At 54.4% G+C, this 23,180-nt stretch carries 23 protein-coding genes and 4 pseudogenes; 11 read left to right on the top strand and 16 right to left on the bottom strand.

The genetic code is table 11. From position 1 onward, the window contains the following. The first annotated feature begins 638 nt into the window (after positions 1-638). The gene (locus BVU17_16035; protein AUG49088.1) at positions 639-1,853 is read left to right on the top strand and encodes an ABC transporter substrate-binding protein; all 1,215 of its coding nucleotides are present in this window, start codon (positions 639-641) and stop codon (positions 1,851-1,853) included. Positions 1,854-1,876: 23 nt separating this feature from the next. Here BVU17_16035 and BVU17_16030 read toward each other — a convergent pair whose 3' ends face one another. Next, complete coding sequence (locus BVU17_16030; protein ID AUG49087.1) at positions 1,877-2,563, bottom strand: NADH dehydrogenase; 687 nt, start codon at positions 2,561-2,563, stop codon at positions 1,877-1,879. An 88-nt stretch (positions 2,564-2,651) separates the two neighbouring features. On the opposite strand from BVU17_16030, the gene BVU17_16025 reads away from it, so the two are divergent. Further along, positions 2,652-3,308: a transcriptional regulator gene (locus tag BVU17_16025; GenBank protein ID AUG49086.1), complete on the top strand. Its 657-nt coding sequence runs from the start codon at positions 2,652-2,654 to the stop codon at positions 3,306-3,308. 819 nt (positions 3,309-4,127) lie between these two features. Further along, positions 4,128-5,372 (top strand): cell division control protein Cdc6, encoded by a 1,245-nt coding sequence (locus BVU17_16020; GenBank protein ID AUG49085.1) that lies wholly within the window; start codon positions 4,128-4,130, stop codon positions 5,370-5,372. A 509-nt stretch (positions 5,373-5,881) separates the two neighbouring features. On the opposite strand, the gene BVU17_16015 is transcribed toward BVU17_16020, so the two are convergent. Together BVU17_16015 and BVU17_16010 are read right to left on the bottom strand one after the other, a co-directional pair. Next, positions 5,882-6,424: a hypothetical protein gene (locus BVU17_16015; protein AUG49084.1), complete on the bottom strand. Its 543-nt coding sequence runs from the start codon at positions 6,422-6,424 to the stop codon at positions 5,882-5,884. Between the two features lie 437 nt (positions 6,425-6,861). Continuing rightward, positions 6,862-7,224: a hypothetical protein gene (locus BVU17_16010; GenBank protein ID AUG49083.1), complete on the bottom strand. Its 363-nt coding sequence runs from the start codon at positions 7,222-7,224 to the stop codon at positions 6,862-6,864. 481 nt (positions 7,225-7,705) lie between these two features. On the opposite strand from BVU17_16010, the gene BVU17_16005 reads away from it, so the two are divergent. Continuing rightward, positions 7,706-8,188, top strand: a complete 483-nt coding sequence (locus BVU17_16005) for a hypothetical protein (GenBank protein ID AUG49365.1) — start codon at positions 7,706-7,708, stop codon at positions 8,186-8,188. 198 nt (positions 8,189-8,386) lie between these two features. On the opposite strand, the gene BVU17_16000 is transcribed toward BVU17_16005, so the two are convergent. Beyond that, positions 8,387-9,043: a lactate utilization protein gene (locus BVU17_16000; protein ID AUG49082.1), complete on the bottom strand. Its 657-nt coding sequence runs from the start codon at positions 9,041-9,043 to the stop codon at positions 8,387-8,389. 580 nt (positions 9,044-9,623) lie between these two features. Next, positions 9,624-10,580, bottom strand: coding sequence for a sodium transporter (locus BVU17_15995; GenBank protein AUG49364.1), 957 nt, complete (start codon positions 10,578-10,580; stop codon positions 9,624-9,626). A 597-nt stretch (positions 10,581-11,177) separates the two neighbouring features. Between BVU17_15995 and BVU17_15990 the strand changes: the two genes are divergently transcribed. Beyond that, positions 11,178-11,567, top strand: coding sequence for a hypothetical protein (locus BVU17_15990; protein ID AUG49363.1), 390 nt, complete (start codon positions 11,178-11,180; stop codon positions 11,565-11,567). Positions 11,568-11,570: 3 nt separating this feature from the next. Here the strand turns inward: BVU17_15990 and BVU17_15985 are convergent, their stop codons facing one another. Next, the gene (locus tag BVU17_15985; GenBank protein ID AUG49081.1) at positions 11,571-12,053 is read right to left on the bottom strand and encodes a hypothetical protein; all 483 of its coding nucleotides are present in this window, start codon (positions 12,051-12,053) and stop codon (positions 11,571-11,573) included. Positions 12,054-12,058: 5 nt separating this feature from the next. On the opposite strand from BVU17_15985, the pseudogene BVU17_15980 reads away from it, so the two are divergent. Next, positions 12,059-12,274, top strand: a pseudogene (locus BVU17_15980) (hypothetical protein). A 163-nt stretch (positions 12,275-12,437) separates the two neighbouring features. Here BVU17_15980 and BVU17_15975 read toward each other — a convergent pair. The 3 genes from BVU17_15975 to BVU17_15965 form a co-directional block, all read right to left on the bottom strand. Next, complete coding sequence (locus BVU17_15975) at positions 12,438-12,740, bottom strand: hypothetical protein (protein AUG49080.1); 303 nt, start codon at positions 12,738-12,740, stop codon at positions 12,438-12,440. Between the two features lie 182 nt (positions 12,741-12,922). Further along, on the bottom strand, positions 12,923-13,672 hold the full coding sequence (locus tag BVU17_15970) for a short chain dehydrogenase (protein AUG49079.1): 750 nt from the start codon (positions 13,670-13,672) through the stop codon (positions 12,923-12,925). Positions 13,673-13,866: 194 nt separating this feature from the next. Further along, the gene (locus BVU17_15965; protein ID AUG49078.1) at positions 13,867-14,424 is read right to left on the bottom strand and encodes a TetR family transcriptional regulator; all 558 of its coding nucleotides are present in this window, start codon (positions 14,422-14,424) and stop codon (positions 13,867-13,869) included. Positions 14,425-14,811: 387 nt separating this feature from the next. Between BVU17_15965 and BVU17_15960 the strand changes: the two are divergent. Then, positions 14,812-15,504 (top strand): annotated as a pseudogene (locus BVU17_15960) (ring-cleaving dioxygenase). Between the two features lie 83 nt (positions 15,505-15,587). Here the strand turns inward: BVU17_15960 and BVU17_15955 are convergent. Continuing rightward, entirely contained in the window at positions 15,588-15,908 is a 321-nt protein-coding gene (locus tag BVU17_15955; protein ID AUG49077.1) for a hypothetical protein, read from the bottom strand. Further along, positions 15,905-16,177, bottom strand: a complete 273-nt coding sequence (locus BVU17_15950; GenBank protein AUG49076.1) for a hypothetical protein — start codon at positions 16,175-16,177, stop codon at positions 15,905-15,907. Before BVU17_15950 ends, BVU17_15955 begins: the two co-directional genes overlap by 4 nt. A 148-nt stretch (positions 16,178-16,325) precedes the next feature. Between BVU17_15950 and BVU17_15945 the strand changes: the two genes are divergently transcribed. Continuing rightward, a complete protein-coding gene (locus BVU17_15945; protein AUG49075.1) occupies positions 16,326-16,889 on the top strand; it encodes a hypothetical protein in 564 nt (187 codons plus the stop codon). A gap of 222 nt (positions 16,890-17,111) precedes the next feature. On the opposite strand, the gene BVU17_15940 is transcribed toward BVU17_15945, so the two are convergent. Further along, on the bottom strand, positions 17,112-18,503 hold the full coding sequence (locus tag BVU17_15940) for an ATPase (GenBank protein AUG49074.1): 1,392 nt from the start codon (positions 18,501-18,503) through the stop codon (positions 17,112-17,114). Between the two features lie 884 nt (positions 18,504-19,387). Further along, positions 19,388-19,801, bottom strand: a complete 414-nt coding sequence (locus BVU17_15935) for a deoxyribonuclease (protein ID AUG49362.1) — start codon at positions 19,799-19,801, stop codon at positions 19,388-19,390. Between the two features lie 1,093 nt (positions 19,802-20,894). Between BVU17_15935 and BVU17_15930 the strand changes: the two genes are divergently transcribed. After that, complete coding sequence (locus BVU17_15930) at positions 20,895-21,161, top strand: hypothetical protein (protein ID AUG49073.1); 267 nt, start codon at positions 20,895-20,897, stop codon at positions 21,159-21,161. A gap of 3 nt (positions 21,162-21,164) precedes the next feature. Then, positions 21,165-21,566 carry a twitching motility protein PilT gene (locus BVU17_15925; GenBank protein AUG49072.1) on the top strand — a complete coding sequence of 134 codons (402 nt, stop codon included), beginning with the start codon at positions 21,165-21,167 and terminating at the stop codon, positions 21,564-21,566. Between the two features lie 169 nt (positions 21,567-21,735). Here BVU17_15925 and BVU17_15920 read toward each other — a convergent pair. Together BVU17_15920 and BVU17_15915 are read right to left on the bottom strand one after the other, a co-directional pair. Next, positions 21,736-21,954, bottom strand: a pseudogene (locus tag BVU17_15920) (hypothetical protein). Then, positions 21,951-22,142 carry a hypothetical protein gene (locus BVU17_15915; GenBank protein AUG49071.1) on the bottom strand — a complete coding sequence of 64 codons (192 nt, stop codon included), beginning with the start codon at positions 22,140-22,142 and terminating at the stop codon, positions 21,951-21,953. Before BVU17_15915 ends, BVU17_15920 begins: the two are co-directional and overlap by 4 nt. 158 nt (positions 22,143-22,300) lie before the next feature. Between BVU17_15915 and BVU17_15910 the strand changes: the two genes are divergently transcribed. After that, positions 22,301-22,501, top strand: coding sequence for a hypothetical protein (locus BVU17_15910; GenBank protein AUG49070.1), 201 nt, complete (start codon positions 22,301-22,303; stop codon positions 22,499-22,501). 224 nt (positions 22,502-22,725) lie between these two features. Here the strand turns inward: BVU17_15910 and BVU17_15905 are convergent. Next, a pseudogene (locus tag BVU17_15905) lies at positions 22,726-23,176 on the bottom strand (radical SAM domain-containing protein). Between the last annotated feature and the right edge of the window lie 4 nt (positions 23,177-23,180).

Below are 23,180 nucleotides of genomic sequence, written 5' to 3'. Positions count from 1 at the left end.
CACCTAGTGATGGGATAATAATATAATAACATCTGTACAGGCGTTATATTTCGCCAGCGACCCGACACGCTATCGGCGGATAGTGGTCTGGGGAAGTTTTGCTCTTGGTGATAGCCTACTGAATGGACAGGGCAGCTTCTATACAGATTTAAAATTGGTTATATTTTCAGCTGCAGATATCTCGTTTGAATCTGATAATATATGGAAGTATAAGCACGATATTTCATCATTGAAACCGAATCTACAGATTAAACTGGGCCGATTTACCCCACATTCTCCAGATACATATATGAACAACGTGTTTGTAATTTTAACACAGGGAATATTGACTTATACTCATTGCAGTGATGGCACGATCAGTCGCTTGCACTGCAAGCAAGTCAGAAGCCATTCTTGGTTAGGCCATTACCTTTCGTGAACTAACTGGCACTGACAGTCCGAACTGACTGTCCGGGAGTCATTGGGAACTTCTCTGGTGGGACCGTTCAGTGACTAACTGCGTTATTGAGAGGAGTTGCTCAGAGGACTGCTGTGACAAGCACTAATCAAGAGTTGCAATCGGATCTGCTATTACATCTCCGCCATAGACAGCTATGTAATGCGAAAGTCATATAGGGAGTATTAGGCCAACCTAAATCATGGGCGAAACAGGAGATACTGGGAGCTTCACCCGGCGCCACTACCTCTCCGGCAGTGGGTTGCTCCTCGGCACTTCGATCGTTGCTGGCTGTTCCGGCAACGGTGCTGAATCAGCGAGGACAGCTACATCAAGCAATACCGGCACGGACGGAGCAGCGCCATCAGATAGCGGCTCATACACTGCGTCGGTTTCCCCTGTCGGAGAAGTCGAGTTCGACTCCGTTCCGGAGAATGTCTTCACGATGTACAATCAGTACGCAGACATGCTAGTGGCACTTGATTGCGATGACGCGATCAATTCGATGTTCGTTCCAGATATGGCCGGTCCATCGATGAACCACTACTACGAGCGACTTTCGGGTGTCTCTTTTGACTGGGAAGACCTTCCAGATCCTTACGATAATTTCAGTAAGGAGTTTTTTTACAGCCTCGATAGCGACATTCACTTCCTTGACCCCGCATGGGCGATTACCCAGGAGAACTGGGATATGGGCGATATCGAAGAGGTTATCCACAACATCGGACCCCTTTTCGGAAATTTCTATAGCGGAACACACGGTGATCCGCAGGAACCATACAGTGAGGACTACCAGTATTACACGCTGTGGGAGATCTTCGGTCGTGTCGCCACCGTGTTTCGAGAGCGAGAGCGTTACGAACAGCTCAGATCCGTTCACGAAGGACTCATACAAACCATCCAGACGAACCTTCCACCGCAGGAAGAACGGCCGACAGCAGTTCGGGTTACACTTGGCGACGGCCAGTTTTGGACGTATCACCTCAACCATCCGGGATTCTGGCTCGCCGACACGCGTCCGCTCGCAGCCAACGACGCTTTCGAGGATGAGACGTGGGACGGTCTCTGGGGTTCGGTTGGCTACGAAACGATGCTGGAGGCAGACCCTGACGTAATCCTCCATCTCTGGGGAATGACACCGCGCTACGACATGGACGACGTCCGGAGGAGACTTGCCACACACAGCGTTGGCAAAGAGCTCACGGCAGTCAAAGACAACCGCGTGTACGCGCACGGGATGAGATACCAGGGTCCGATCATGAATCTCTTCCAGATCGAAATGACTGCCAAACAACTGTATCCGGATGTCTTTGGCGAGTGGCCTACCTACGAAAATGAGGACCACTATCCGGAGATTCCACCGGATGAACAGCTTTTCAGCCGCGACCGCGTTGCTATGATCATTACAGACGAATAATGAAGTCGAGGCGCCTCTGAAAGCTATGGCGCATTCCAATCGTATCGCATGACGAGGTCGTCCTCGTCGATTTCGCTGGCGAGTTTGTCCACGAGCTCGTCCTGTTCGAGATCGCCGAACTGCTCCAGTTCGTAGGGCTTGACCGTCACTGGCGAGGACTCACCCTCGGCGATGCGCTCCTGTAGCTTGGCGACGCCGTAGATGAGTGCCTCGGGGCGTGGTGGGCAGCCCGGGACATGGATATCGACCGGAATGACTTGCTCTGCACCCTTGATCACGTTGTATCCCTCCTGGAACGGGCCACCGGATATGGTACACGACCCCATCGAGACGACGAACTTCGGTTCGGGCATCTGGTCATAGACGCGCTTCATCCGCGGTGCGAACTTCGAAACGATGGTCCCCGGGACGATAATCAGGTCTGCCTGTCTCGGCGATGCCCGGGGGACTCCAGCAGCAAATCGGTCGAGGTCGTGTTTTGTAGCGAGAGTGCCCATCATTTCGATGGTGCAACAGGCAATTCCGAACTGCAGCACAAACATCGAAGAGCCTCGAACCCAGTTCATGAACGCGTCGAATTTCGTGAGAATGAACGGAGACGAGCCAAGGACCTCCCGAAGTGTAGAATTAAATCGGTTCTTCGTGGTTCTGCCGCGGGATATTCGCTGGTCAGACTGTGCGTCGTCCATATTTCGCCGATCACTGCTCATGAACAGAGAGAAATAGCCACTGAGAATGAATACGCAAACTGTCGTATGCACTAGTGTGTTTATACGGGAGCCGTCTCAGAACTCGCCTATGAGATATCTCCGCTTGGAGATCAAGTATGCATCGGAGTATCAGCGTCCGATGCACCGTTTCATGACTGAAAGCGAGGCAATCAAGCGCGAATGGCTCGTTACATGGAAAGTGGGCGTCGAGGACAAGATCGCCTATACATTGTTCTATGTCGTTGGGGACCAGGAGGCCTACGAATCGGCGCTTTCTACGGTTGAAACCATGGAAAGCTACGATATTACACCCGTTCGGGACGAGGCGTTCTACGCGTTCGTCCGTGGCAGAGAGACTGACCAATCACGGCAGTTCTACACGGCGTTCGAGCAACCGACGCTAATGGTCGTTCCACCGGTTGCCTACCGACCGAACGGGACTGTGTTGTTTGATGTCGTTGGGGAACCTGCTGTTCTCGAAGACGTCCGGAGCGAACTCCCCAACGGAATTACCGTAAATGTCCGAAAAGTCGGTGAATACGATGCCAGTCCCGGAACATTCGAAACCGACCTTACTGCACGCCAGCGCGAGGCTCTCGCTACAGCACGGGAAGCCGGTTACTACGATGTCCCACGAAATGGGAGCGTTGAGGACGTCGCCGAGGAGCTCGGTTGTGCGCCCAGTACCGCGTCGAACCATCTCAGGAAAGCGGAGGCACAGCTTGTCGAACGTGTGTTCCGATGACGACTGTAACAGAGACAGGAAGATATCGGTACTCCAACTTGTAACTGAATTGTTCGACTGTGGAGGCAGCAGAATCCATCAGTTGGGTATCGTGATGACGGGCAAACAGTCTATTACCGAACGGTAAAGCAAGGTAGTATTCAGTGACGATTTGGGTCCAGTAGTGGGCAGGGTGGATGTTCGAGAGCGCTGCACCGGCCACTACGAGTTGCCAAGCAAACAGCAGGACACAGAGTACACCACAGTGTCTGCAGTAATGCTGTGTTAGAAGTTCTATACCACCACATTACTGCGGACATTGTGGTGTAATTCCGGTGTAGCCACACCACGATGTCCGCTGTTCTGGCGGCCGGACGGGAGAACAGCGGACACAATGGTGTGTCCCAGAACTACGTTACCGCTATGAGGTGTGCAGAGAGGGGCTAACAAGTATGAATTCGACAAATGGCCGGAGCGAAGACTCCCACCCCACTTTGTCCGCTGTTCTTCGAAAAGAACGGGGAGGGGGAAGCAGAGACGGCAATTTTTGAGTTGGAATGTAGTTTGTCTAGTCTAGACAGCCTACCACATAACACTGTAGTGGTTTGTAATACGACTGTAAAATTGCAGTACGGTCTAGCTCTACGCAAGAGGATATAAACTTTTCCTCTAGTTATGGTCAGGTTCTACCCCCTCTCCCCTTCTCTCCTAGTTACTGCGGACATAGTGGGGTGGGAGGGTACCCCGGATTACTTATAAAGAAAAGAACAGCGGACACTCCGGACACTCCGGACAGGGGTGGTTTTATATGACTTCCTTACAATACATCAAGCAACGACTATGGGGATGTTCGAACGCGACACCGAAATTTACCTAGATCGGGATGCCCTTCGAGAGGACTATCAGCCTGAGAACCTTGTTGGGCGTGACACTGAACTAAACCGGTATCGAGCGGCTCTCCAGCCCGTAATCAACGGTGAACAGCCAAACAACATCTTTTTGTACGGTAAAACGGGGGTTGGAAAGACCGCTGGCACGCGGTATCTAATCGACCATCTCGAAGAGGACGCGGCGAAATACGAGGATATCGACCTCACGGTGAAGATGCTAAACTGTGATGGCCTTTCCAGCAGCTATCAGATCGCTACCCGACTCGTCAACGAATTCAGGGACGAAACGAGTCAGATCAGTACGACTGGATATCCTCGTGCGACGGTGTATGATATGCTGTGGACCGAACTCGACTCCTGTGGCGGTACTATCTACATCGTTCTCGACGAAGTCGATCACATTGAAGATGATAGTATTCTCTATCAACTCCCGCGTGCGCGAGCGAATGATAATCTAAGCTCTGCGAAGATCGGTATCATCGGTATCTCGAACGACTTTTCTTTTCGCGATGATCTCTCCCCAAAAGTCAAGAGTTCGCTCTGTGAAGAGGAGATCCAGTTTCCCGCATACGACGCAAAGGAGTTGATCCAGATCCTGCGACAACGCGCTGACGTAGCGTTTCACGATGGCGTTCTCGAAGATGGTGTCATCGAACTGTGTGCTGCATACGGCGCGAAAGATGCGGGTGACGCGCGACAGTCACTCGACTTGTTGATGAAAACGGGTGATCTGGCCCGCGACAAAGCCACCGACACGATCTCGGAAGACCTTGTTCGAGAGGCACGCGACGTTCTGGAACGCGGTCGGATCCAGGAAGGGATCTCGGGACTGACCCAACACGGTCATCTGGTCGTGTACGCAATGGTTACGCTCGACCAGGAGGGGAAGACGCCGGCCCGGACACGGGACATCAGACCTCGATACACGAACTTCGCCGAAAAGGCGGGAATCGACCCACTCGTTCCACGCCGAATGCGTGACCATCTCGGTGAACTGTCGATGTTAGGCATTATCTCAGCAATCGAGCGAAACGAGGGACGACGTGGGGGAACGTATCGCGAGTACTCTCTCGAGATGGACCCGGAAATGATCCTCGCAGCACTTGAGAAGACCGTCGACGACGTTGGAATTCACAAATCCGTCACTAACCTCGTCGACAGTGAAGCGACGCTCTCGGATTTCCAGTCCACTTAGGAACGGCGGACATTGTGGTGTCGAACCCAATCGATACGGGGCCATTTTCAGGATATAGAACAGCGGACAGAGTGGTGTTGTCACCGACGACCGGGAGTTTCTATACTTTAACATATAAGTCGTAGAACTCCGGACACGGTGGTGTCTATTAGGGACACCACTGCTTTTGCTGCGATAACTCCTCATGTGTAGCCTATCGGTACTACATTTGAGAATTACACGTGAGTAATATGTATAACCAAACTATCTTTCACTATGGACTGGCCGAACGTTGTTTTCGCGTCAAATGATTGTTTATTTGAAGGAACTAGAGATAATTTCGTCTATCTCTTGGCTCGTCACTCACACCTGCCAGGGGCTTTTGACACACCCCAACTCATACGTCTTGTCAGGTCCTCCGATTCCTCCTAATGTGACAGCCTCCGCGTCGTGAACGACGCGGCTTCCCTGCATGGGAATACCAGCTAATCGCTGGTAGTGGGTTCCGACCCGAACTCACCGAGCGTCATCTACTCTGATTGGCTCTGTTCGGTGTGGATCGTGGTGCTGTCACAGCCACTCCCGTCCTGTGGCGAGTCATTGTTTGCCGGTTTCAGTAGCACACTCTCTCCCCACGGGTCTGCCCGTTGTGCGATATTGATAGCGCCGTTTATATCGCCTTCAAACGTTGTGACGCGACGGTTGATGCGAAGTGGTATCCAGAAATTCGGCCCGTGTCCGGGTTGGGGTACTTCCCCCACGTAGCTGTGGTTCCGGTCCGCCGAATAGTCGAACCGGGCGGCACGGTTGACCATCCGTGTCGGGTGGTCGTCGTCCAGCTCCGAAGCGTTGTACGTGTCCCGCAGTTTCGGCACGTAGCTCTTGAGCGCGTCTTTGACCTGATACGGCAGGTCGTAGGACGTCACAATGTCGTTGACTGCCGACTTCGTATCAGCGCCAGCGCCGAACGCCTCGTGTAGCCCCTTGTGATACAGGTCGTGGATTTGTTGTAGCTTTCGCTCTTTGTGGGCTGTCGGTGGTGCGAGTGATGCTTCGAGCGTCTTAGTCGGCATCAGCTGCCTCTAATCCCTTTTCGATTAGCTCGCGGTATGCTCGTGGGTGACGGACACCGTTCTCACGGACATACTCTTTGACCCGTTCGTGGAGGTTGCCGTCCCGCTCCATGTCTACATCTGTTCGCACAGAGCTGTGTAAGTGACTGTGTAACTAAACGCTGACATCTGGTATTCAGTCAGGCGACAGTCCCGGCGGTTGTCGCCCGGAGCTTACGCGATTCCCACCCGCCCTGTTCGCTCCTCGGTTCCGACCAATCGGAACACTCGTCACTCACGGGAAGGGCGGGATTCTCTCGCTGTATCAAGATGTTGTTTCCTACCGAGTGGCCGTCCGACGTTTGGTCCGCAGTTCTGGTGTCGATCAACCGGTTTAAATATCTATCGAGGTACACAAGCGACAATCTACTGAGCCGGACGGACCCGTATCATTGCGATTAGTCCTGCTTTCCGCTGCTGTTGTCAGCGGCTGACAGCTGTATCAGTCCGTCAGCGCGAACTGTCACCAGAACACCCTGATATTGAAAACTGATGGTCTGCGTTGCTGGCCCGGTCGACCGGTTCGGTGGTGAACCAAATAGTAGTGTCTCAATGGCTCCGATATCGATGTAGTCGTGCAACGGCGACTCATGATACGTGTCTATTTCTCGCCCCGTCAGATCAGCGATAGCCTGAACAATGACCCAAGCAAGCTCCTGCTCGCTGGTTGGGTCGTACCGAACCTCAGTTAGAGTGCCCCCTGGTGGTTCAAATAGGCCCGTATCCCTCCCAGCCTCGTCGGTTTGGCTCTCGTCAGTCATTTATCTAGTAAACAACTGGAACGTACATATAATACGTGTATGAATATTCGGGCATAGCGAGCAGTTTATTGCTCCACTATTTCCTGACAGAATAGTCAGACTGTTTGACTATTCTATATAGCTATACTCAATTCTGCCGTCTGAGTCTACACACAACACGTGAATCTACTGGCGAATATATCGAAATACTTGATAACAATAGTCATGCACTGTCGGGTAGAATCAGACTGTTAAGGTGTCCGTCTCCATGCACCAACTATCCAGACGCCAGTTACTCGGAGGCGTGTGCTCGGGAGTAATTGCACTTGCCGGTTGTAGCGGCGACCAGAACAGCGGCTCAGACGCGACAGAGAGTGGCGGTGGTGCCGAATCAACGCCAGAACCCGCTGCGACAACCGCTACGGATAAATCGACCGTCAGCGGAACCGACGACAGACCGACACAATTCGGTCAGATCGCACGGTTCCCGGAATCGTATGCGATGACAGCCACGATGCAGTCTGCGGGACGGACTGTTGAGATGACTGGTCGGTTCTATCAGGGGGATATGTACTGGTCGTTCGACCAGCAAGGTCAACAGATGGAGCTGTATCACATTGGAAACAGCACGTATACCGTTGCTGGCGGGCAGTGTTTCCGAGGAACGATGCAACAGGGGATGGACCGTGACGAGGTTGATCCAAGCCGGTTCTCCAACCGGCCAGAGGAAAATCCAGACGTCACGCCGGCCGGCCGTGACACCATCGATGGTGAAGCGGTGTTGGTGTACGAAATCTCTCAGAGTCGCTCCCGACGGCCGGTTACATACTATATCCTCGCGGACTCCGGATATCCACGCCGTATTGAAGCTGGGTCAATGCAGTGGGACTTCCACTCCTGGGGGTCAGTCGAACCGATCCAGAAACCCGAAGGAAACTGCCAGTCGATGCCCGGTGGCGGCACGATGGCTGACGGTGGCAGTTAATCGTTCAGTTAGACGTGACTTGATGGAGCTATTCGGAGAGCAAATGCTCTTAACAAACTCTTTAGGATTCTTACTGGGAGTCGGCCCCGACTGTCGACCTGTGCCAGTGTACAGGAACTTCCTTTGATAATATACGAAGGTCGGCAACGGAAAGCGACGCGACTGAGTATCACCGTCTGTCCGCTCGATGTGCTACAGTCAGTAGCCGAGGTGATCCCGGATGAGGACCACGGTCGTACGGCCCTCTTCGAGTTCTTGACGGAGGATGAGTTGCTTGGCGATTGCGGAGTCGACGCCGTACGCCTCCTTCGCACGCTCGTTTTCAAGTGGGTACGCGACGCTCTCCAGTCGGTCGAGCGCGTCTTCGAGCGTCGGCACGATTTTGTTCACGCCACTGACGATGACGACGTTACTGGCCGCGAACGGATACGCTCCGATGCGGCTCCCCGAACGGTCCGCCGCGACGAGTTCGCCGGTCTTGGAAATACCGTTGATGCCACCGAGGAAGTAATCGGCCGTCTGTGACTCTCGGCGGGCAGCCTGGCGCTTCGCGTCGTCATCGATACTCCAGATCTGGTCCGGCAGACTTTCCCACTCGTGGTCCCCCTCGGTCAGGTAGTCGACAAAGCCAATCTCTTCGAGCGTCGTTGAGTGGCCGTTCATTACAGACGCCTCTGCCGGGATGAGCGACTGCAGTTCCGTGAGCGCCTCGTCGGCTGAGTCAACAACGATGACATCGAACCCGTTTGCCTCTAGGTTCTCGACAGTCTCTTCGATGGTCTCTTCGGAGGCCAGCTCGTCCAGCGATTCGTCGATGTCCGCATCGTCCGCGTAATCAGATTTCTGTTGAGACATATTGTGTTATGTGAGTGTAGCAGCATCAACATGGAAGTGTAGCTACCACAAAAGTGCTCGCGGACACCGGTGTCAGGTAGTTACATTGGTGATACTCCATTCTCAGGTATGATGTACTGCGTCGATAGACTCTCCGTGAACACCACTGTCTAAGGTGCAGATTTTCAATCCCAGCGTGATCAGACGCGCCTCTGTCCGAAAACAGCAGGAGGTCTCTGATTGCCCACTCCGATATCAACTGCTGAAAACCGGGGGGTAGCATATATTGCCCCGCATTCCTCATGTTGTGCTATCAATGCAAATGGCTCGTAAGGAACCTACAGACACTTTCGGGACACCATCGAAGATGGTACTGTTCTGCCCGGACTGTGACTTTGAGAGCGGGATGGTCGGGGGAGACTGGAACGTTTCGAGCACCGGATATACGACTACTTATCACTGCCCGCAATGTCGGCACTCGTTCAGCGTTGGCAACCGCCGGTGACACACAGGCAGAGTCTGTCGGACGCAGAGAGATAGTGGTCATGCAACACCGAAAACCGGGTAGCTCCGACAATCGAGTACGGCGGAAACCCGTGGTTTAGTCGTCGCTCGGCACAGCTGAAGGGGAATTCTGATTCTCGGCCTGCCAGCTAAAGAAACTCGCCAGCGCCGGTCCCGTGATGTTGTGCCAGACGCTGAACAGCGCGGGGATGAGCGCGGCTGCAGGCTCGAACAGGGTCGTCGCCAGCGCAACCGCCAGTCCGCTGTTCTGTAGGCCCACCTCAAACGCACAGGTCCGAACCCGGTCTTTTGACATCCCAGTTGCCCGACCGACACCGTATCCCGAGCCAAGCCCGATAGCGTTGTGAGCAACGACTGCCACCAGCACGAGCAGACCAGCCGTGAGAATGTTGTCCACGTTCGCCCCGACGACGCCGGCGACAATCGCGACGATGGCAGCGACACTGATAACGGGGAACACGTCGGTCCCGATTTCAGCGGCTTTCGGCGAATAGCGGTCCAGCAGATATCGGAGCGTGAACCCGAGCAGCACTGGAATAATGACGATCTGGATGATACTCTGGAACATCTCTGCAAAGGTAACGCTGATCTGCTCACCGAGAGTGAACACTACCCAGGCCGGCATCACGATCGGTGCTGCAATAGTCGTGAGGGTCGTGATGGCGACAGACAGGGCCACGTCGCCTCGACCGAGATACGTCATCACGTTCGATGCGGTCCCACCGGGGGCGGCACCAACTAGAATGAGACCGATACCGACAGCATCTGGAAGATTGAGCAGAACGTAGAGCCCGTACGCAGCGGCAGGCATCACCAACCACTGCGTGACCGCGCCGATGCCAATGTCCACCGGGTCCTCGATCAACCGCCGAAAGTCTGCCGGCTGAAGCGTCAACCCCATTCCAAGCATGATTAGCCCGAGCAGCGGGGTCACGTAATTCAAAACTGGGACGAACGGATCTGGCCTGATGAGAGCAAAGCCTGCCAGAATAATAACCCAGACGACAAAGTATTTGCTCGCAGCACGACTCACCGCTCGAAGCGTCGATATCGAAGTCACATATCTGGATGATGAACAACGTAAAAAAAGTTTACTCCGGATCGTCGTAACGCCGACTTACGAACTCGCGGCTGGAGGCGAGTACTGCTCCGTCGGCATCCCGGCTGATGGCTAATTTCAAAACTAATCCGGATATTTGATACAACGCTTGAGAGTGAAACCACTCCTGTGGCTGAACTGCTAAACTCTGATTCTCTTTTTAGAGATACTCTAATTCACCCACCTCTGGCTGTCTAAAGACTTCTACTAGCTGAATAGACTGGAAGGCACCGAACCAATCAGCAACGTACAGCTGATGTGATATACTGCTAACAGATACGATATAATCGACTGGTTCGGCCATGCTCTACACTGTTACTTATCACCGATTGATGAGTCACTGCTGTCCAAGCGTAACCAACTAGAAACTACAATTAGTAGTATATACCAACCAGGCTGGGGCATGACCAATCAACCCTCGCTACTGCTACACTGGGAGCGGCACCAGTACAGTGCCACAGTTACAGCGGAGGTGAGCCGCCGGTGAGCACCCTTGCACGCAATATCAGCTCCTGGCTCCTCATCGCCACTGTGGTTGCCACCAGCGGGATAGTCGGAACAACAGTTGCACTCCAGGATTCTGCACAGGACGTACAGTCAACGAACGAAGCCCTTCGCGCTGAAAACGAGGAACTGCGCGAACAGTTGAACGAGACCCGTGAAGACCGACAGGCCGCGCAAGCCCGTGCTGAAGAACTCAACAATCAGTTAGAAACACGCAACCAGGACGTAGAAAGACTCGTTTCGGAACTAGAGAGGAAAGAAAAAATACTCAATGCCAGCCAGGCCCGGCTTGCGGAGTCCCGAGAAAGTCAAACGGGTATGTCGCGATCTGAAATGGAAAAACGGCTTGATTACCTCTGTGCCCAACCAGAGAACAGGGAGAGATTCGGCTGTCAAGAGTTCGGTCACGATGAGTGACAACTACGGGCCGGCTTCAAAACTGGTGAGCGTTGTTCCACGCTGTTGCGGAACGTGCTGGCTATCAAACTCTCGCGCCAGCAGCACGTTATCGACGTCGACGCGTCTTTCAGCTGAATCAAGCACATCTTCGACGATTTCCAGTCGTGCCTCGCCTTTCCGTACCGGGCGGGCATCGAGGCCGAGTGGAACAGCGTTACCGACCAGTTGGACTGTCGGCCACTGGCACGCGTACTCGTCTGTCTTCTCTTTCGTCCCGATTATCTCATCCTCGTGGCTGGTGTGGTCACTGGTGAAGGGGTCCGTTTGCGAGGCATTGCGGCAGTTGGTAATCGAAGCAGGTTCGAACGGTGTCGACGTTCGGGGCGGCTGGCCGGCCGAGAGAAGCGATGCCGAGCCTGCGTGGGAACTCGAGAGTACGGAGATTTCAAGACAATCTATTGTAACGACAGAAAACTCGGAGTGCCCCGCATCAGCGCTCCGCAACGCAGGTGCGGCGAACCGCGAAGGCGATTCAGGAGGAAGCGGCGACCAAGGCCGTCGATGTGCTTGCGCCGAACGCGAGTCAGTACGGTGAACGAACGCTCGGTGCCGTGTTTCGGGATGTTGATGGGATTCCGTCAGAGGTGCTTCGAGAGCTGGCGCTCACTAGGGTGGCGTTACAGCCGACGCTGTCGCAAGCTGACTATCAGCATGTTGCGGCGACGGGTAGAGCGCTACCAAACAATCGCTGGCCAGGCCTCACGACTGTTGGGTCGCCAACGACCGATTGGTTTCTGGCCATCGTTTGTTGCCCAAGTAGTTCCTGAAACCACCGCTCAGTAGGCGTGCAAAGGGACACTGCTCTGGAGAAGGGCGAGTAACAGGGACTCAGCGCGGGTAGTGGTAACTCACTACAAGAACGAGCCCAAACACGAGGTGCGTGAGCAGGCCCATCGCTCCGAGGTTCGGCAGCGGCGGAGGGCTGGGGAAGCCGACGGCCGACAGCCACAACGGCATAACGACGCCGGCGGCGACGATCCAGAGGACCGCGGCGCACCCGAGACCAAAACCGACAACGCCGCCGACCGACTCCCCGACGGCTGCCAGTCGCGGCTGCGGTAGCGCCGCCGCGAAGACGACGCCGAACACTGCGCTGATCCTCGCCGGTTCACGTCCGGAGATCGCCTCCAACAGCTCCGGATTTTTGGCCTGAGGAGACGACTGCATTCTGCGCACGAGCCAGCGTTCAGCACTGGCTGGCCCCCGTCGAGGCCTGCACCTTTTCGTGCGGCCTTGATTCGGTTATGAGTGTGCGAGGTGCTTGCTAACACACCCTGACTGCTCTCACTATCTTTTTTAGCCCGACCAGGTAATTACTGCTGGGACTCACCGCCGTCTACCGGTATCGCCTGTCCGGTAATGAACGACGCCTCGTCCGAGCAGAGCCAGAGGATAGCGTTTGCCACTTCTTCTGGCTGTGCAGGTCGCTGCATCGGTACTTTCGATATGATCTGGTCCTGCTCTGATTCAGACAGTGACCGTAAGGCCGGCGTGTCGACGATTGTTGGGCAGACTGCGTTCACACGAACGTCCTGATCTGCAAATTCAAGTGCAGCCGATTTCGTCAACCCCACGATACCGTGCTTACTTGCACCGTACGGTGTTCGGCCAGGGCTGCCACGTATTCCGGCCAGTGAGGCGACATTGACTATTGCACCGCCACCAGAGTCCTGCAGCGCTGGAATCTGGTGTTTCATCCCTCCCCAGACTCCCTTCTGATTGACTGTATTGATGCGATCCCATTCATCCTCCTCAATGTCAGTTATGGGGGCAGGCTCGTTCCCCGTCGCTGCGTTGTTTACGACGTAATCGAGCTGTCCGTACCGGTCGATAGTTACCTCAACTGTCGACTGAATTGACTCTAAGCGGCCAACATTTGTTTCGAGAAAGGTTGCGGTCCCGCCCCGGTCCTCGATCTGTGTGACTGTTTCAGAACCCCCGTTCGTATCGATGTCAGCGACAACGACAGACGCCCCCTCTTCAGCGAAACGCGTTGCCGTTTCTCGACCGATACCGGATGCAGCGCCGGTAACAAGTGCGACAGCCTCTTCCATCTCGTACATACTTTTATATATTGAATATTTTGTCAAAAAGGTTCTGATCGATCCCAGCAACAGACAATCTGGGCGCTTAGAGCGAACGCAGCGACTCTAACGGAAATACAGATACTGCACGCCGGTATCGCAACCGAACTCAGTTGCTGGCGGTATCTCAAAAACTGATGTACCTATTCCGGCGAAGAACAACGTATCCAGAGTTAGTTCGAATCCGTCGTGATTCGCTCAATCTGCGTATTAATTGCAGTCCGCAATTCAGCGATGGATTGCTCGGGCTTGTATACGGTGAGACGGCGGGTACGAGTGCCTGTCAAGATGGACAAGAACAGCTCTGCTTCAACAGCTGGATCAATGTCGGTAAACTTGCCAGAGTCGACGCCACGCTGAAAAATCGACTCAAGCGTGTCCTTGATCTCTCTATCGACCTGTAGATACTGCTCACGTGCCGCTTCGTTGTGTGGTCCGTTTACGCGAAGTTCAAACATGGCTAGTTGGACTTGATACACGTCTTCATCCAGTGTTGGCGGGAGAAGCGTCTCGACAAGTGTTTCAAGCTCTTTTTGTGCTGACCCTTCGCCATCCGGTAGTTGCTCAAGAAAGTCATGGAGGACGTACTCAAGGAAGTCAACCAGTAGATCATCACGACCGTCGTAGTGATAGTAGAGCAGTGTCCGACTCCGTTCAAACTCGTCGGCGATATCCTGAATAGTGAGGTTGTCGTACCCGTGCTCACTCAGCGCTTGATACGTCGCCTGCATGATTGCTGTCTTGGTCGACCCGAGTTCATCAGGACCAGTGTACTGAGTCACTACCCGAGTAATACTCTCACTATGAAGTGGTCTTTTCGGAGTCTCGGTCAATCACACTGAGTTAGAGAAGTGCTTGGTTTGAGAGTGTGTGCAGCCTGCTGAATTGATTGCAACGAATGCAGAAACACTGTATTCGTCGCAGGCACAAGGCGGAACAACAGTACTGGAGTGAGTATGCCACAGCGGGATATCTCGAAGACGCGATAGGATTTGACCTACCCGCCGAACGGACGGCACTTCCCGACGTGCGGTCTGGTGCTGGTGGCTTCGACGAAGCTCGGCAGAATCCAGACTAACTGACACCAAGTTCACGATGTTTCTCCCTCTACTACTCACATGCTCACTGATACATCCGGAATCCACCACATCATAGGCATCGTTCGTGACGCCCAGAAGAACGTTAACTTCTACAGCGACGTGCTCGGTCTCCGACTCGTCAAGTAAACGGTGAACTTCAACGACAAGTTCACACGCCATCTCTTCCACGGTGACGAAACTGGCTCACCGGGCACTGCTCTTACCTTCTTTCCGTATCCCACCGAAGACGATGGTCGTCCCGGCAAGCCACAAATCAGCACCGCTGCGCTGACCATCCCGTCGAACTCGGTGTCCTACTGGCAGGACAGACTAGCCGAACATGATGTCATCGTCGAGGGACCACTCGATCGGTTCGATGAGACAGTCCTTCGGTTTTCCGACCCGGACGGCACGCAACTCGAACTCGTCACTGGCGAGTCGGCTGTAGAACCGTGGGCGAAGGGTCCGGTTCCAAATCAGCACGCGATTCGTGGCATCCACGGCGTAACGCTACTATCGACGAGCATCTTTGTCACTGCGAGTGTACTGGAGACACTGGGATTCGAACTTCGCGATCAGGCGGGCGACCGAGTTCGATATCAGACACAGGGAGAGCGTGCGTCCGTCGTCGGTCTCCTCGACCGGGACGCCGAGTCTGGGCGAGAGGGTGCTGGATCTATTCATCACGTTGCTGTGCGGATCGCTGAAAAAGCCCAACTCTACGAGTGGCACGTCGCTCCTCGAACGTGAGCCGATGGTAGAACTCGTCAACGAGTGGCAACTGTGGTAGCGCCCCAATATGTTCCATCGAGACGTTACACCCAGCCATCCGGCAATCGTTCTCCATGGCGCTGGACTAACTCGAGGAACGGTTCGATCTCAGCGAACCGAGGCCCTTGACTAATCTCATAGGTCTGCTCATCCAACACGATGTAGCCAGCGTCGGCCAATTTTGGGAGGTGGAGATGGATATATTCGGCGTGGATCGGCGTCCCAGTGTTTGACTCATCGGTTCGGACTTCTGTGAAGTGGACTGTCTCCGTCGGTTCCGTGGCAGCTAAGCCTGTCAAGACCCGCCGACGAGGTTTCGCTTTGAGACACTCACAGAGTGTGTCCCAGGGATTGTGTCCAGTCATAGCCACGCCTCCTCCAGCGTCGCGGCCACGATTATAGTGACAACCTGTCTTGCGAGAACCGTGGCTGACAGCCACGAGAAGCCAGCTAGTGCGGACAGATGATGCTGCATCTTAACTGCCGCTGTCGCCAGTGGGCTGGCGGGGATGACCGCAACGAACGCCCCGAGTCCGTATTTCTCATCAATCTGCCCGCGCTGCCGGTTCTGGTTAGTATACGATACCCTCTCCATCGGTGTACAGCGGTCCGCACTATTTTCGGTCGCTTCCATCGACACCTTTGCCGACGATGGTAGGGGACAAAAACCGGGACGACCGTTTTAGATCTTCTACCGGGGGTTTATGGCTATCAAGAGGCCCCTGTATCAGCGTCAACCCATACTTCTTGCCTTTATTACCCAGGTTGTCTAACCAAACCGTATGGCTCGAGTCCCGTCGGCGTTCGCTGATGAATTCGACGCCAAAGGAGACCGGTTTTTCGCGATTGCCGAGCTGTTGTACGCCAACCCCGACCGGCAATACACCCAGCAGGAACTCGCCGAGCGATTCGACTGCTCAACGACGACGATCAGTAATCACACCGGCGAGATGAGTGAGTGGCTCGACCGTCGCGACAGCCAGACCACCTACGCCTGGGACGTCGACGTCCACGATCCAGGCCACACGGAGACCACTATGGCTGTCCAACGGTTCTATGCCGACCTCTGGAATCTCCTGAAAAAACACTCTCGGACTGGCCCGGGGGCGTTCGCCCTTTTTGGGTTCATAATGCTTCTCACCGGGAGCGTCGTGTTCTCGTTCTACGTGGGGTTCACGTTCAATCTTTTTGCCGAGTCAGCACTCCCGGTCAGTGTCTATCTGGGTATTGCCATTGGGTGTGTACTCACTGGCATCATTGTGACACTCTGCTCACCGTATATGGCCTGGGTGAGCGGATTCCTGTGGCCACGGCTGCCTGAGGGCCCGTTTGGCAAGGACAAATGACGATGGTCATTACGGACTGTCAAAACCCAGTCACTCTGTTTGATTAGTCCTGGCCGGGCTCGTCGGTATCAGACTCTCATACGAATGGAAAAGCAGTATATAAGACTTCAGTGACATCCTCTATTACGTCGTCGAGTTCAGAGAGAGTATCCAAGACTGACAACGATATACTCAACCTGTTTCTTTCCCGTCGTATATAATCGGTTCAACGCAGACTACCCTTTAGGACGGTGTGAGAAGATCATCCATCTTTGCGAGATTCCATAGCGACCAGTGCTCGTCGAGTTGATCTTCGAGTCCTTCAACGAACCCACTCTTTGAGAACAGTGCGAAGCACTCTTCCCGATCATCTGGCCCCCATCTAACTGTCCCTGCTTTTGCCTGCAGGTCATTGACGAGCTCCGTCCCGACTGGCTCCGATGCCCACTTGCACTCGGCGAACAGGATTCGGTTATCGTTCGGTGCGAGCCCCACAATATCGACCTCGTCTTCCCCGTACCACCACCGCCCGACCTCCGAGTACGGTTCGAACTCACCGCGTCGAATCCCCTCCCACACGGCTTCCTGACATATGTCCTCGAATGCGGTGGCGACGTGCATTGGAAGATCAGGGGCGATCGTACCGTCGTAGACGATATCCGGTGCTTCTTCGATACTGGAGCGGTTCGGCTCAACGTACCGGAACCAGAACCGAAGGAACTCGTCAGCGACGCGGTACCGCGACCGCTTCGACTTCTTTCCGGATGCTGTCACAGGGATTTCCCGATCGATCAGTCGGAGTTGCCACAACGTCTGTAGATACTTCGATAACGGACCGGCATCGATTCCCGTCGCTCCTGAGATCTCGTTCGGCGTCGTGTGCCCTAGCGCCACCGCTTCGAGAATACTCATGTACCGCGCGGGATTCCGGAGCTCCGTCCGAAGCAAAAACTCCGGCTCGTTGTACAGTACTGCTGACGGCGATAGCACCTGTGACCGGACGTTCTCCGCGAGCGATCGTCCGTAATCGAACAGCGTGAGATACATCGGCGTCCCACCGGTAATCGCGTACGATCGAATCGCGTCCGCGATCTCGTAGTCGATGACCTCACGAGCCTGCTGAAATGAGAACGGTTGCACGTCGAGTTGTCCCGTACGACGACCATACAATGGGCTCTCGTGGCCGAGTACCTCAGATTCCATCGTACTCACACTAGACCCACAGAGAATCAGCATCGAATCGGTCTCTTGGAGTTGTTCGTCGACAAATCCCTGTACGTAGGATGGGACTGAGTCGTTCTCCGAGACAAGATACGGGAACTCGTCGATCACAACCACTACCTCCTCAGAACGGAGTTTCTCCCCGAGGTAGTCGAAGGCCTCGTCCCACCCGTCGATCCGTGGAGTACGATCGTCGAAGAACGCTGCAACTTGGTCGATGAACTTCTCGCGCTGCCGATGCTCGGCTTCCTGCGCCGCGAGAAAGTAAATATGCGGCCGATCAGTACAGAACTCCTTCAGCAACTCCGTCTTGCCGACACGCCGACGCCCGTAGACGACGAATACGTCCGAGCCAGGCGACTCAAACGCAGTTGAAAGCGCATCAATCTCTTCTCTCCGGTCATAAAAAGTCATACTTTGAATAATGATTACTACGATAATGACTTATGCATTTTGGCGTGATCCTCCAACGCGTTGTGCAGTGCTTCAAGACCCTGCTCAAGCTCTTGGGCAACGTCGGATTGGTCCACTTCTTCCTTCGCAAGTGAAATCTGTTTCAGTGCTTCTTGTAGCTTGTTTTTCACTTCCATCAGTGAACCGCTCACTCTCTTACCATGAGTAGTACGGGGTGAATTCACACGGGTTCTGGTCAATCGATTATTCCAGAGTAGCTGACGTAGTAAAACGCTTGTCAGTATTTTTCACGACGGCAGCAAGCACGGCCTGGCCCATGTTGGGGGACGCACTCAGTCTAGTGATCGGAGGAGGAGTTTGAGTGCCTGGTGAGGGTGCCCCGAGTCATGTAGTTTCTCAACCTCCTCAGCGATTTCGGGTGGTATTTCGTCTGTGGAGATGAACTCTTCAACAAGTTTGGCAATCTCTTGTTCATCTGAAGTCCATCCAGATCGGGCTTCTTCATCATCTGAATACTGGTCGTCCCCTCCCATGCTACTGATTCACATGAAACTGTCACCCAGATCTTCATAAATCTATGCCATAATATGAGTGGTTGTATCACATGTGTAGGCCCAGTGGAGAAGAGAGTACCTGCTACGTTCAAATAGCAAAATAGCGTATAACATGTTTTTAATATACATCTAGCAAATAACCAACAAATATATGAGATTACAATAAAACACAGGAATGTGCCCTCAGAAAACGTCGAAACTGAAACCGACAACCCCGTAGAAAAGCACATTCGGCACGCTCACCAGCAGACGGATGATGACGAAGTGCGCTATCACCTCCGTGAAGCCCTGCAGCTCGTCTACGCCAACGAAGAATAGATCCGAGACAGCTCACTCGTAGGAACTACCCCGTGCAACAATCTCAGCGAAGGCGACGTTTTCTCTAACATCAGTAATCTCTACAGTAACACGCTCCCCAATCTCGGTGTCGGGCACAATCACTACGAACCCTCGCTCAACACGCGCGAGTCCGTCGCCCTGGTCGCCGAGATCTTCGATGTCGACGGTGCGTTGTTCACCTTCCACGACCGGCGGGGTCTGTGGCCTGCGGTCTCTCTGTAGCTCTGTCTCACTCTGTGTGGGTTCACTATCTGTCGGAGGCGAAAGCAGTGCAACGCGGTACATTGCACCGGCCTGCAGAGACCCAGTCTGTAGTTCCTGTTTGGGCACTTCAATCACATAGGAGTCGTTGCGTTCTTCGACAGTACCAGCAAACAAACAGCGTAGTTGAGGCGGAATATCCATCGTCATATCGTACGCAGTGTACGTCTTCAGCAGCATTTGAGTCTATGGTCTATGACTACGCTGGTCCAGCGATTTCGTTGGATCCTCCGGGCGATGGTCTCCGTATCGGTTGCTCCGTTCCATCAGTCCTGCTTCCACTTCGCGCTTTCGCGACTGTCGTCGTCGCGCTACAGTCACCGAACTGCCTCTCCCAGAACGGCCCACTGCCTCTGAGAGGGGTTACAAGAGCCACAATAGCGACACACAAACTCACCAGCAACTGACTGTCCCGCAGCTGGGCTCATAGGGGCAGGTGTGGTACATAGTATTCCATAGGGCTATACACTAATGTCTCGATTAGTGGGTTTATACGCCTTGAGAACGGTGTTCTAGATATGATTCAGCGGGTGTGGGAAACGGTCAAACAGTACCTTGAGTCGGGTGCAGACAACCACGCCGCAGTTGATGCGTGCATAGAATGTGGGGACCCATCGTTCCCGGGCGCTGGCCGGTGTGCTGATTGTTTGGACAACTAACGAGACCAGTCCTGAGGGGCACTGTTCCTCACTTGTGACAGCAGCGCCAGCACCCAAGAGATGCAGTGAGACGTCCGGTTCCAGTATACATTCATGCTGCAGTCTGGCAAACACTTATCCTCGACGCCGGTCGAGTTCTGCACGGAAAGAACACTGTCACACGCTTCTTCCTCCCCGTTCCATGCCTGATGACACGCGAAGTCTCGGCCGCTGCCCTAACTGTGACGAGCGTATCACGAGTCCGTGGATTCTGGTCGAATATGAGCGAGACGATGGTACGGAGGACATCTGGGCGGAGTGTCTGACGTGTGAAGATGTCGTTGCGCCGGAGTAATCACAAGTTCAGTCTGCGTACTCTCCGGGAGAAGTGGCCGATAATGGTGTTTCAGCTATCCGCGTTGAGGATTCGACGCAGCGGTCTTCGTACCGAGTTTTTCGTATCTCCGATTTGGTCAGTACAACTCAAGCAGTAAATGAGCTTGAAAATTGGTCGGACTGGACGACTCAATATGGGTGGGAAATCTACTGTATTTACGGGAATATTTTTTATTCTTTCCCACACTAAGGCTGAATACGTCATGTCGAAGACGACAGACGAACGAGGACGGATCTACCTCCCGAAGGATGTCCGCGACCGGTTCGGTGACCAGTATCGTATCGTTGAACTCCCGAGCCACGTTGCACTCTTCCCAGTTGACGAGGACCCGCTAGAGGGCCTCCGAGCGGCCGTTGGCGATGCCTTTGCAGAGACAGAGGCCGACAAGCTGAAAACTGAATCGCGGAAGGCGATCTCACGAGAGATTCAAGAGGAAGCGAAAGACCGGCCACAAGATGGCGAGGCGTAAGTCGTGTACGTTGACACTGACTTTCTCACCGCACTGTTGAAGGACGACGATTGGCTTCAGGACGCCGCAATCCGCGCCCTCGAAGAGCATGATGACATACATACCTCGATACTCGCGTACGCCGAGGTTCTGGTGCTGTTCTACGACCGTGAGGCGGCCGAGTACGAGATCGATGCGCCGCGGGCAATTACCAACCTGCTCGAACTGGTTCCAATCGTGCCGGAAGAGCACGAGGACGCGGTTCTGGCCGCCGCAGCGTTCCTCGACGAGTACGATCTCTCCCCGTTCGATGCACTCCACGCTGGACTCGTCACAACCGGCGAAGAGCGAGTCCTTTCGACCGAGCAGGACTACGACACTGTCGGCCTCGACCGCACATCGTTGGAACCTGCGCCCTCTGAGTGAAGATGGTAGATACGCACATCTACTGACTGGGTATTTCTGGTGAGTTTGTGAGAAACAAATGGCAGGCGGAAATCACTCGGTTCTTGGCTAACCAACAGTCGTGGGAGGTCTCCTTTTTGTTGGTTAGCGACCTTCACTATACTGTCGCGGCCACATGCTGATACTCGGCCTAGGACGGCGTCGGCTGCAACGTCAACCAAGCCAACGCTAACTCCCTAAGCACTTCTGGCGGCACATCCTTCGCGTCCCGAAGCACGGCGTCGAGCGTCCATGCACCATACTAACTCGCGCTCGGCGCAAGCATGTCCACGGACTCAGTAGCCACCTCCTCACGAATCGCCCGTGCAGCACGCCGCACCCGCCGCCGTTCCTCGACGGTGCAGCTCATGCCTCAACACCTCGCACGAGATCGCCGATAAGCGATCCACCGACGTGCGGCCCAGCGTCCCAGCCGCGCTCACCACGCGCGTGTTCACACCACTCTCCGAGCGTCTCGAATGGCGTCTCTGCCAGCACAACCTTCTCTGCTTCACCATCGACCGAAACAACAGCCACAGCGAACTCGTAGCTGTCCAATGGGCCGCACCCTCGCCGTCGACCCCAAGGAAGAGCGGGGCCTTGGGCGAGTGGCTCGTGTACGTGATAGGCAGTACAAATTACGTATCTATCGATAGGAAGTGGGAAGACAACAGGACTCCAGAAAAGTTAGAACAGCCACAGTCCGATGTCAGTACGTGACTACCAATGGCCCTCCTCCCCAGTGGACAAATCCAGAATACGTCGCAACTGTCATCGGCGTCCTTGCAACTGGTGCTCTCGTGTTCTACAGTTCACTAACTCAGTCTGGCCCGACTGTCGATGAAATCATATTCGTAGTGCTCGCTATCACGATCCCTGTTACCATCGCTTACGAACTTACTCGTCGGTTCGGATGATAGGCACACTTCCTGAACGGTTCGTCCAGGGGATCGAGGAGAGAAACAAATGACGGTTAGAAATCCGAGTGGGGTAGCTAACCAACAGCTGTGGGTTCTGCCCGGGTCTTGTTGGTTAGCACTTTTCGCGACACCGTGTCCTGCCACGTACTGATACTCAGCGTGTGCCGGCGACGGCCGTAACGTCGACCTGCCGGACCCTGACGCGGTGCTTGATAGATACGTCAGATGAGATGCTCTATGGATTCGCCGCCCCGGGCTAACTCGGACTGCTCAGGCGGGGCGTGCGTATCACGCTCGGAGAACGACTCCGGTGAGACGGCCTGTTGTATTGCTGTGAGCTTCGACCGCAGTTGGCCGCTCGTCGAGCGCACCAGCTCATCGTCTGGCCAAGAATGGACATCGAGCCCGTCGAAGCGCGTTGCAACTTGCTGGACCGTGTTCAGTTGGTTGAGGGCGTACTCGACCCAGTACTGGTGGCTGTCCTGCATCTGCTGGAGTTCCTCGACCACGTCGTCGTAGCCGGCTTGCTCGGCGGCGGTGAGACACTGCTGGAAATTCGCGCCACGGAGGTTGATTGGTTCGTGGAAGACGACGACCTGCCCCGAGTGCTCTGAAGTAGCTGAGTAGTTCGTGAAAGTCGTCTTCGCCCATCGTCGGGTATGTAGGTGACATCGAG

The organism is Haloarcula taiwanensis (assembly GCA_002844335.1).
Lineage (GTDB): Archaea > Halobacteriota > Halobacteria > Halobacteriales > Haloarculaceae > Haloarcula > Haloarcula taiwanensis.
The sequence above is the reverse complement of the archived record's forward strand: the minus strand, read 5'-3'. Positions and strand labels throughout refer to the sequence as shown.

Excerpts from the sequence above, each read along its gene's own strand:
- BVU17_16035 (AUG49088.1), top strand. The coding sequence starts at position 639 with ATGGGCGAAACAGGAGATACTGGGAGCTTCACCCGGCGCCACTACCTC.
- BVU17_16030 (AUG49087.1), bottom strand. The coding sequence starts at position 2,563 with ATGAGCAGTGATCGGCGAAATATGGACGACGCACAGTCTGACCAGCGA.
- BVU17_16025 (AUG49086.1), top strand. The coding sequence starts at position 2,652 with ATGAGATATCTCCGCTTGGAGATCAAGTATGCATCGGAGTATCAGCGT.
- BVU17_16020 (AUG49085.1), top strand. The coding sequence starts at position 4,128 with ATGGGGATGTTCGAACGCGACACCGAAATTTACCTAGATCGGGATGCC.
- BVU17_16015 (AUG49084.1), bottom strand. The coding sequence starts at position 6,424 with ATGCCGACTAAGACGCTCGAAGCATCACTCGCACCACCGACAGCCCAC.
- BVU17_16010 (AUG49083.1), bottom strand. The coding sequence starts at position 7,224 with ATGACTGACGAGAGCCAAACCGACGAGGCTGGGAGGGATACGGGCCTA.
- BVU17_16005 (AUG49365.1), top strand. The coding sequence starts at position 7,706 with ATGACAGCCACGATGCAGTCTGCGGGACGGACTGTTGAGATGACTGGT.
- BVU17_16000 (AUG49082.1), bottom strand. The coding sequence starts at position 9,043 with ATGTCTCAACAGAAATCTGATTACGCGGACGATGCGGACATCGACGAA.
- BVU17_15970 (AUG49079.1), bottom strand. The coding sequence starts at position 13,672 with ATGTACGAGATGGAAGAGGCTGTCGCACTTGTTACCGGCGCTGCATCC.
- BVU17_15965 (AUG49078.1), bottom strand. The coding sequence starts at position 14,424 with ATGCAGGCGACGTATCAAGCGCTGAGTGAGCACGGGTACGACAACCTC.
- BVU17_15955 (AUG49077.1), bottom strand. The coding sequence starts at position 15,908 with ATGACTGGACACAATCCCTGGGACACACTCTGTGAGTGTCTCAAAGCG.
- BVU17_15950 (AUG49076.1), bottom strand. The coding sequence starts at position 16,177 with ATGGAAGCGACCGAAAATAGTGCGGACCGCTGTACACCGATGGAGAGG.
- BVU17_15945 (AUG49075.1), top strand. The coding sequence starts at position 16,326 with ATGGCTCGAGTCCCGTCGGCGTTCGCTGATGAATTCGACGCCAAAGGA.
- BVU17_15940 (AUG49074.1), bottom strand. The coding sequence starts at position 18,503 with ATGACTTTTTATGACCGGAGAGAAGAGATTGATGCGCTTTCAACTGCG.
- BVU17_15935 (AUG49362.1), bottom strand. The coding sequence starts at position 19,801 with ATGGATATTCCGCCTCAACTACGCTGTTTGTTTGCTGGTACTGTCGAA.
- BVU17_15930 (AUG49073.1), top strand. The coding sequence starts at position 20,895 with ATGTCGAAGACGACAGACGAACGAGGACGGATCTACCTCCCGAAGGAT.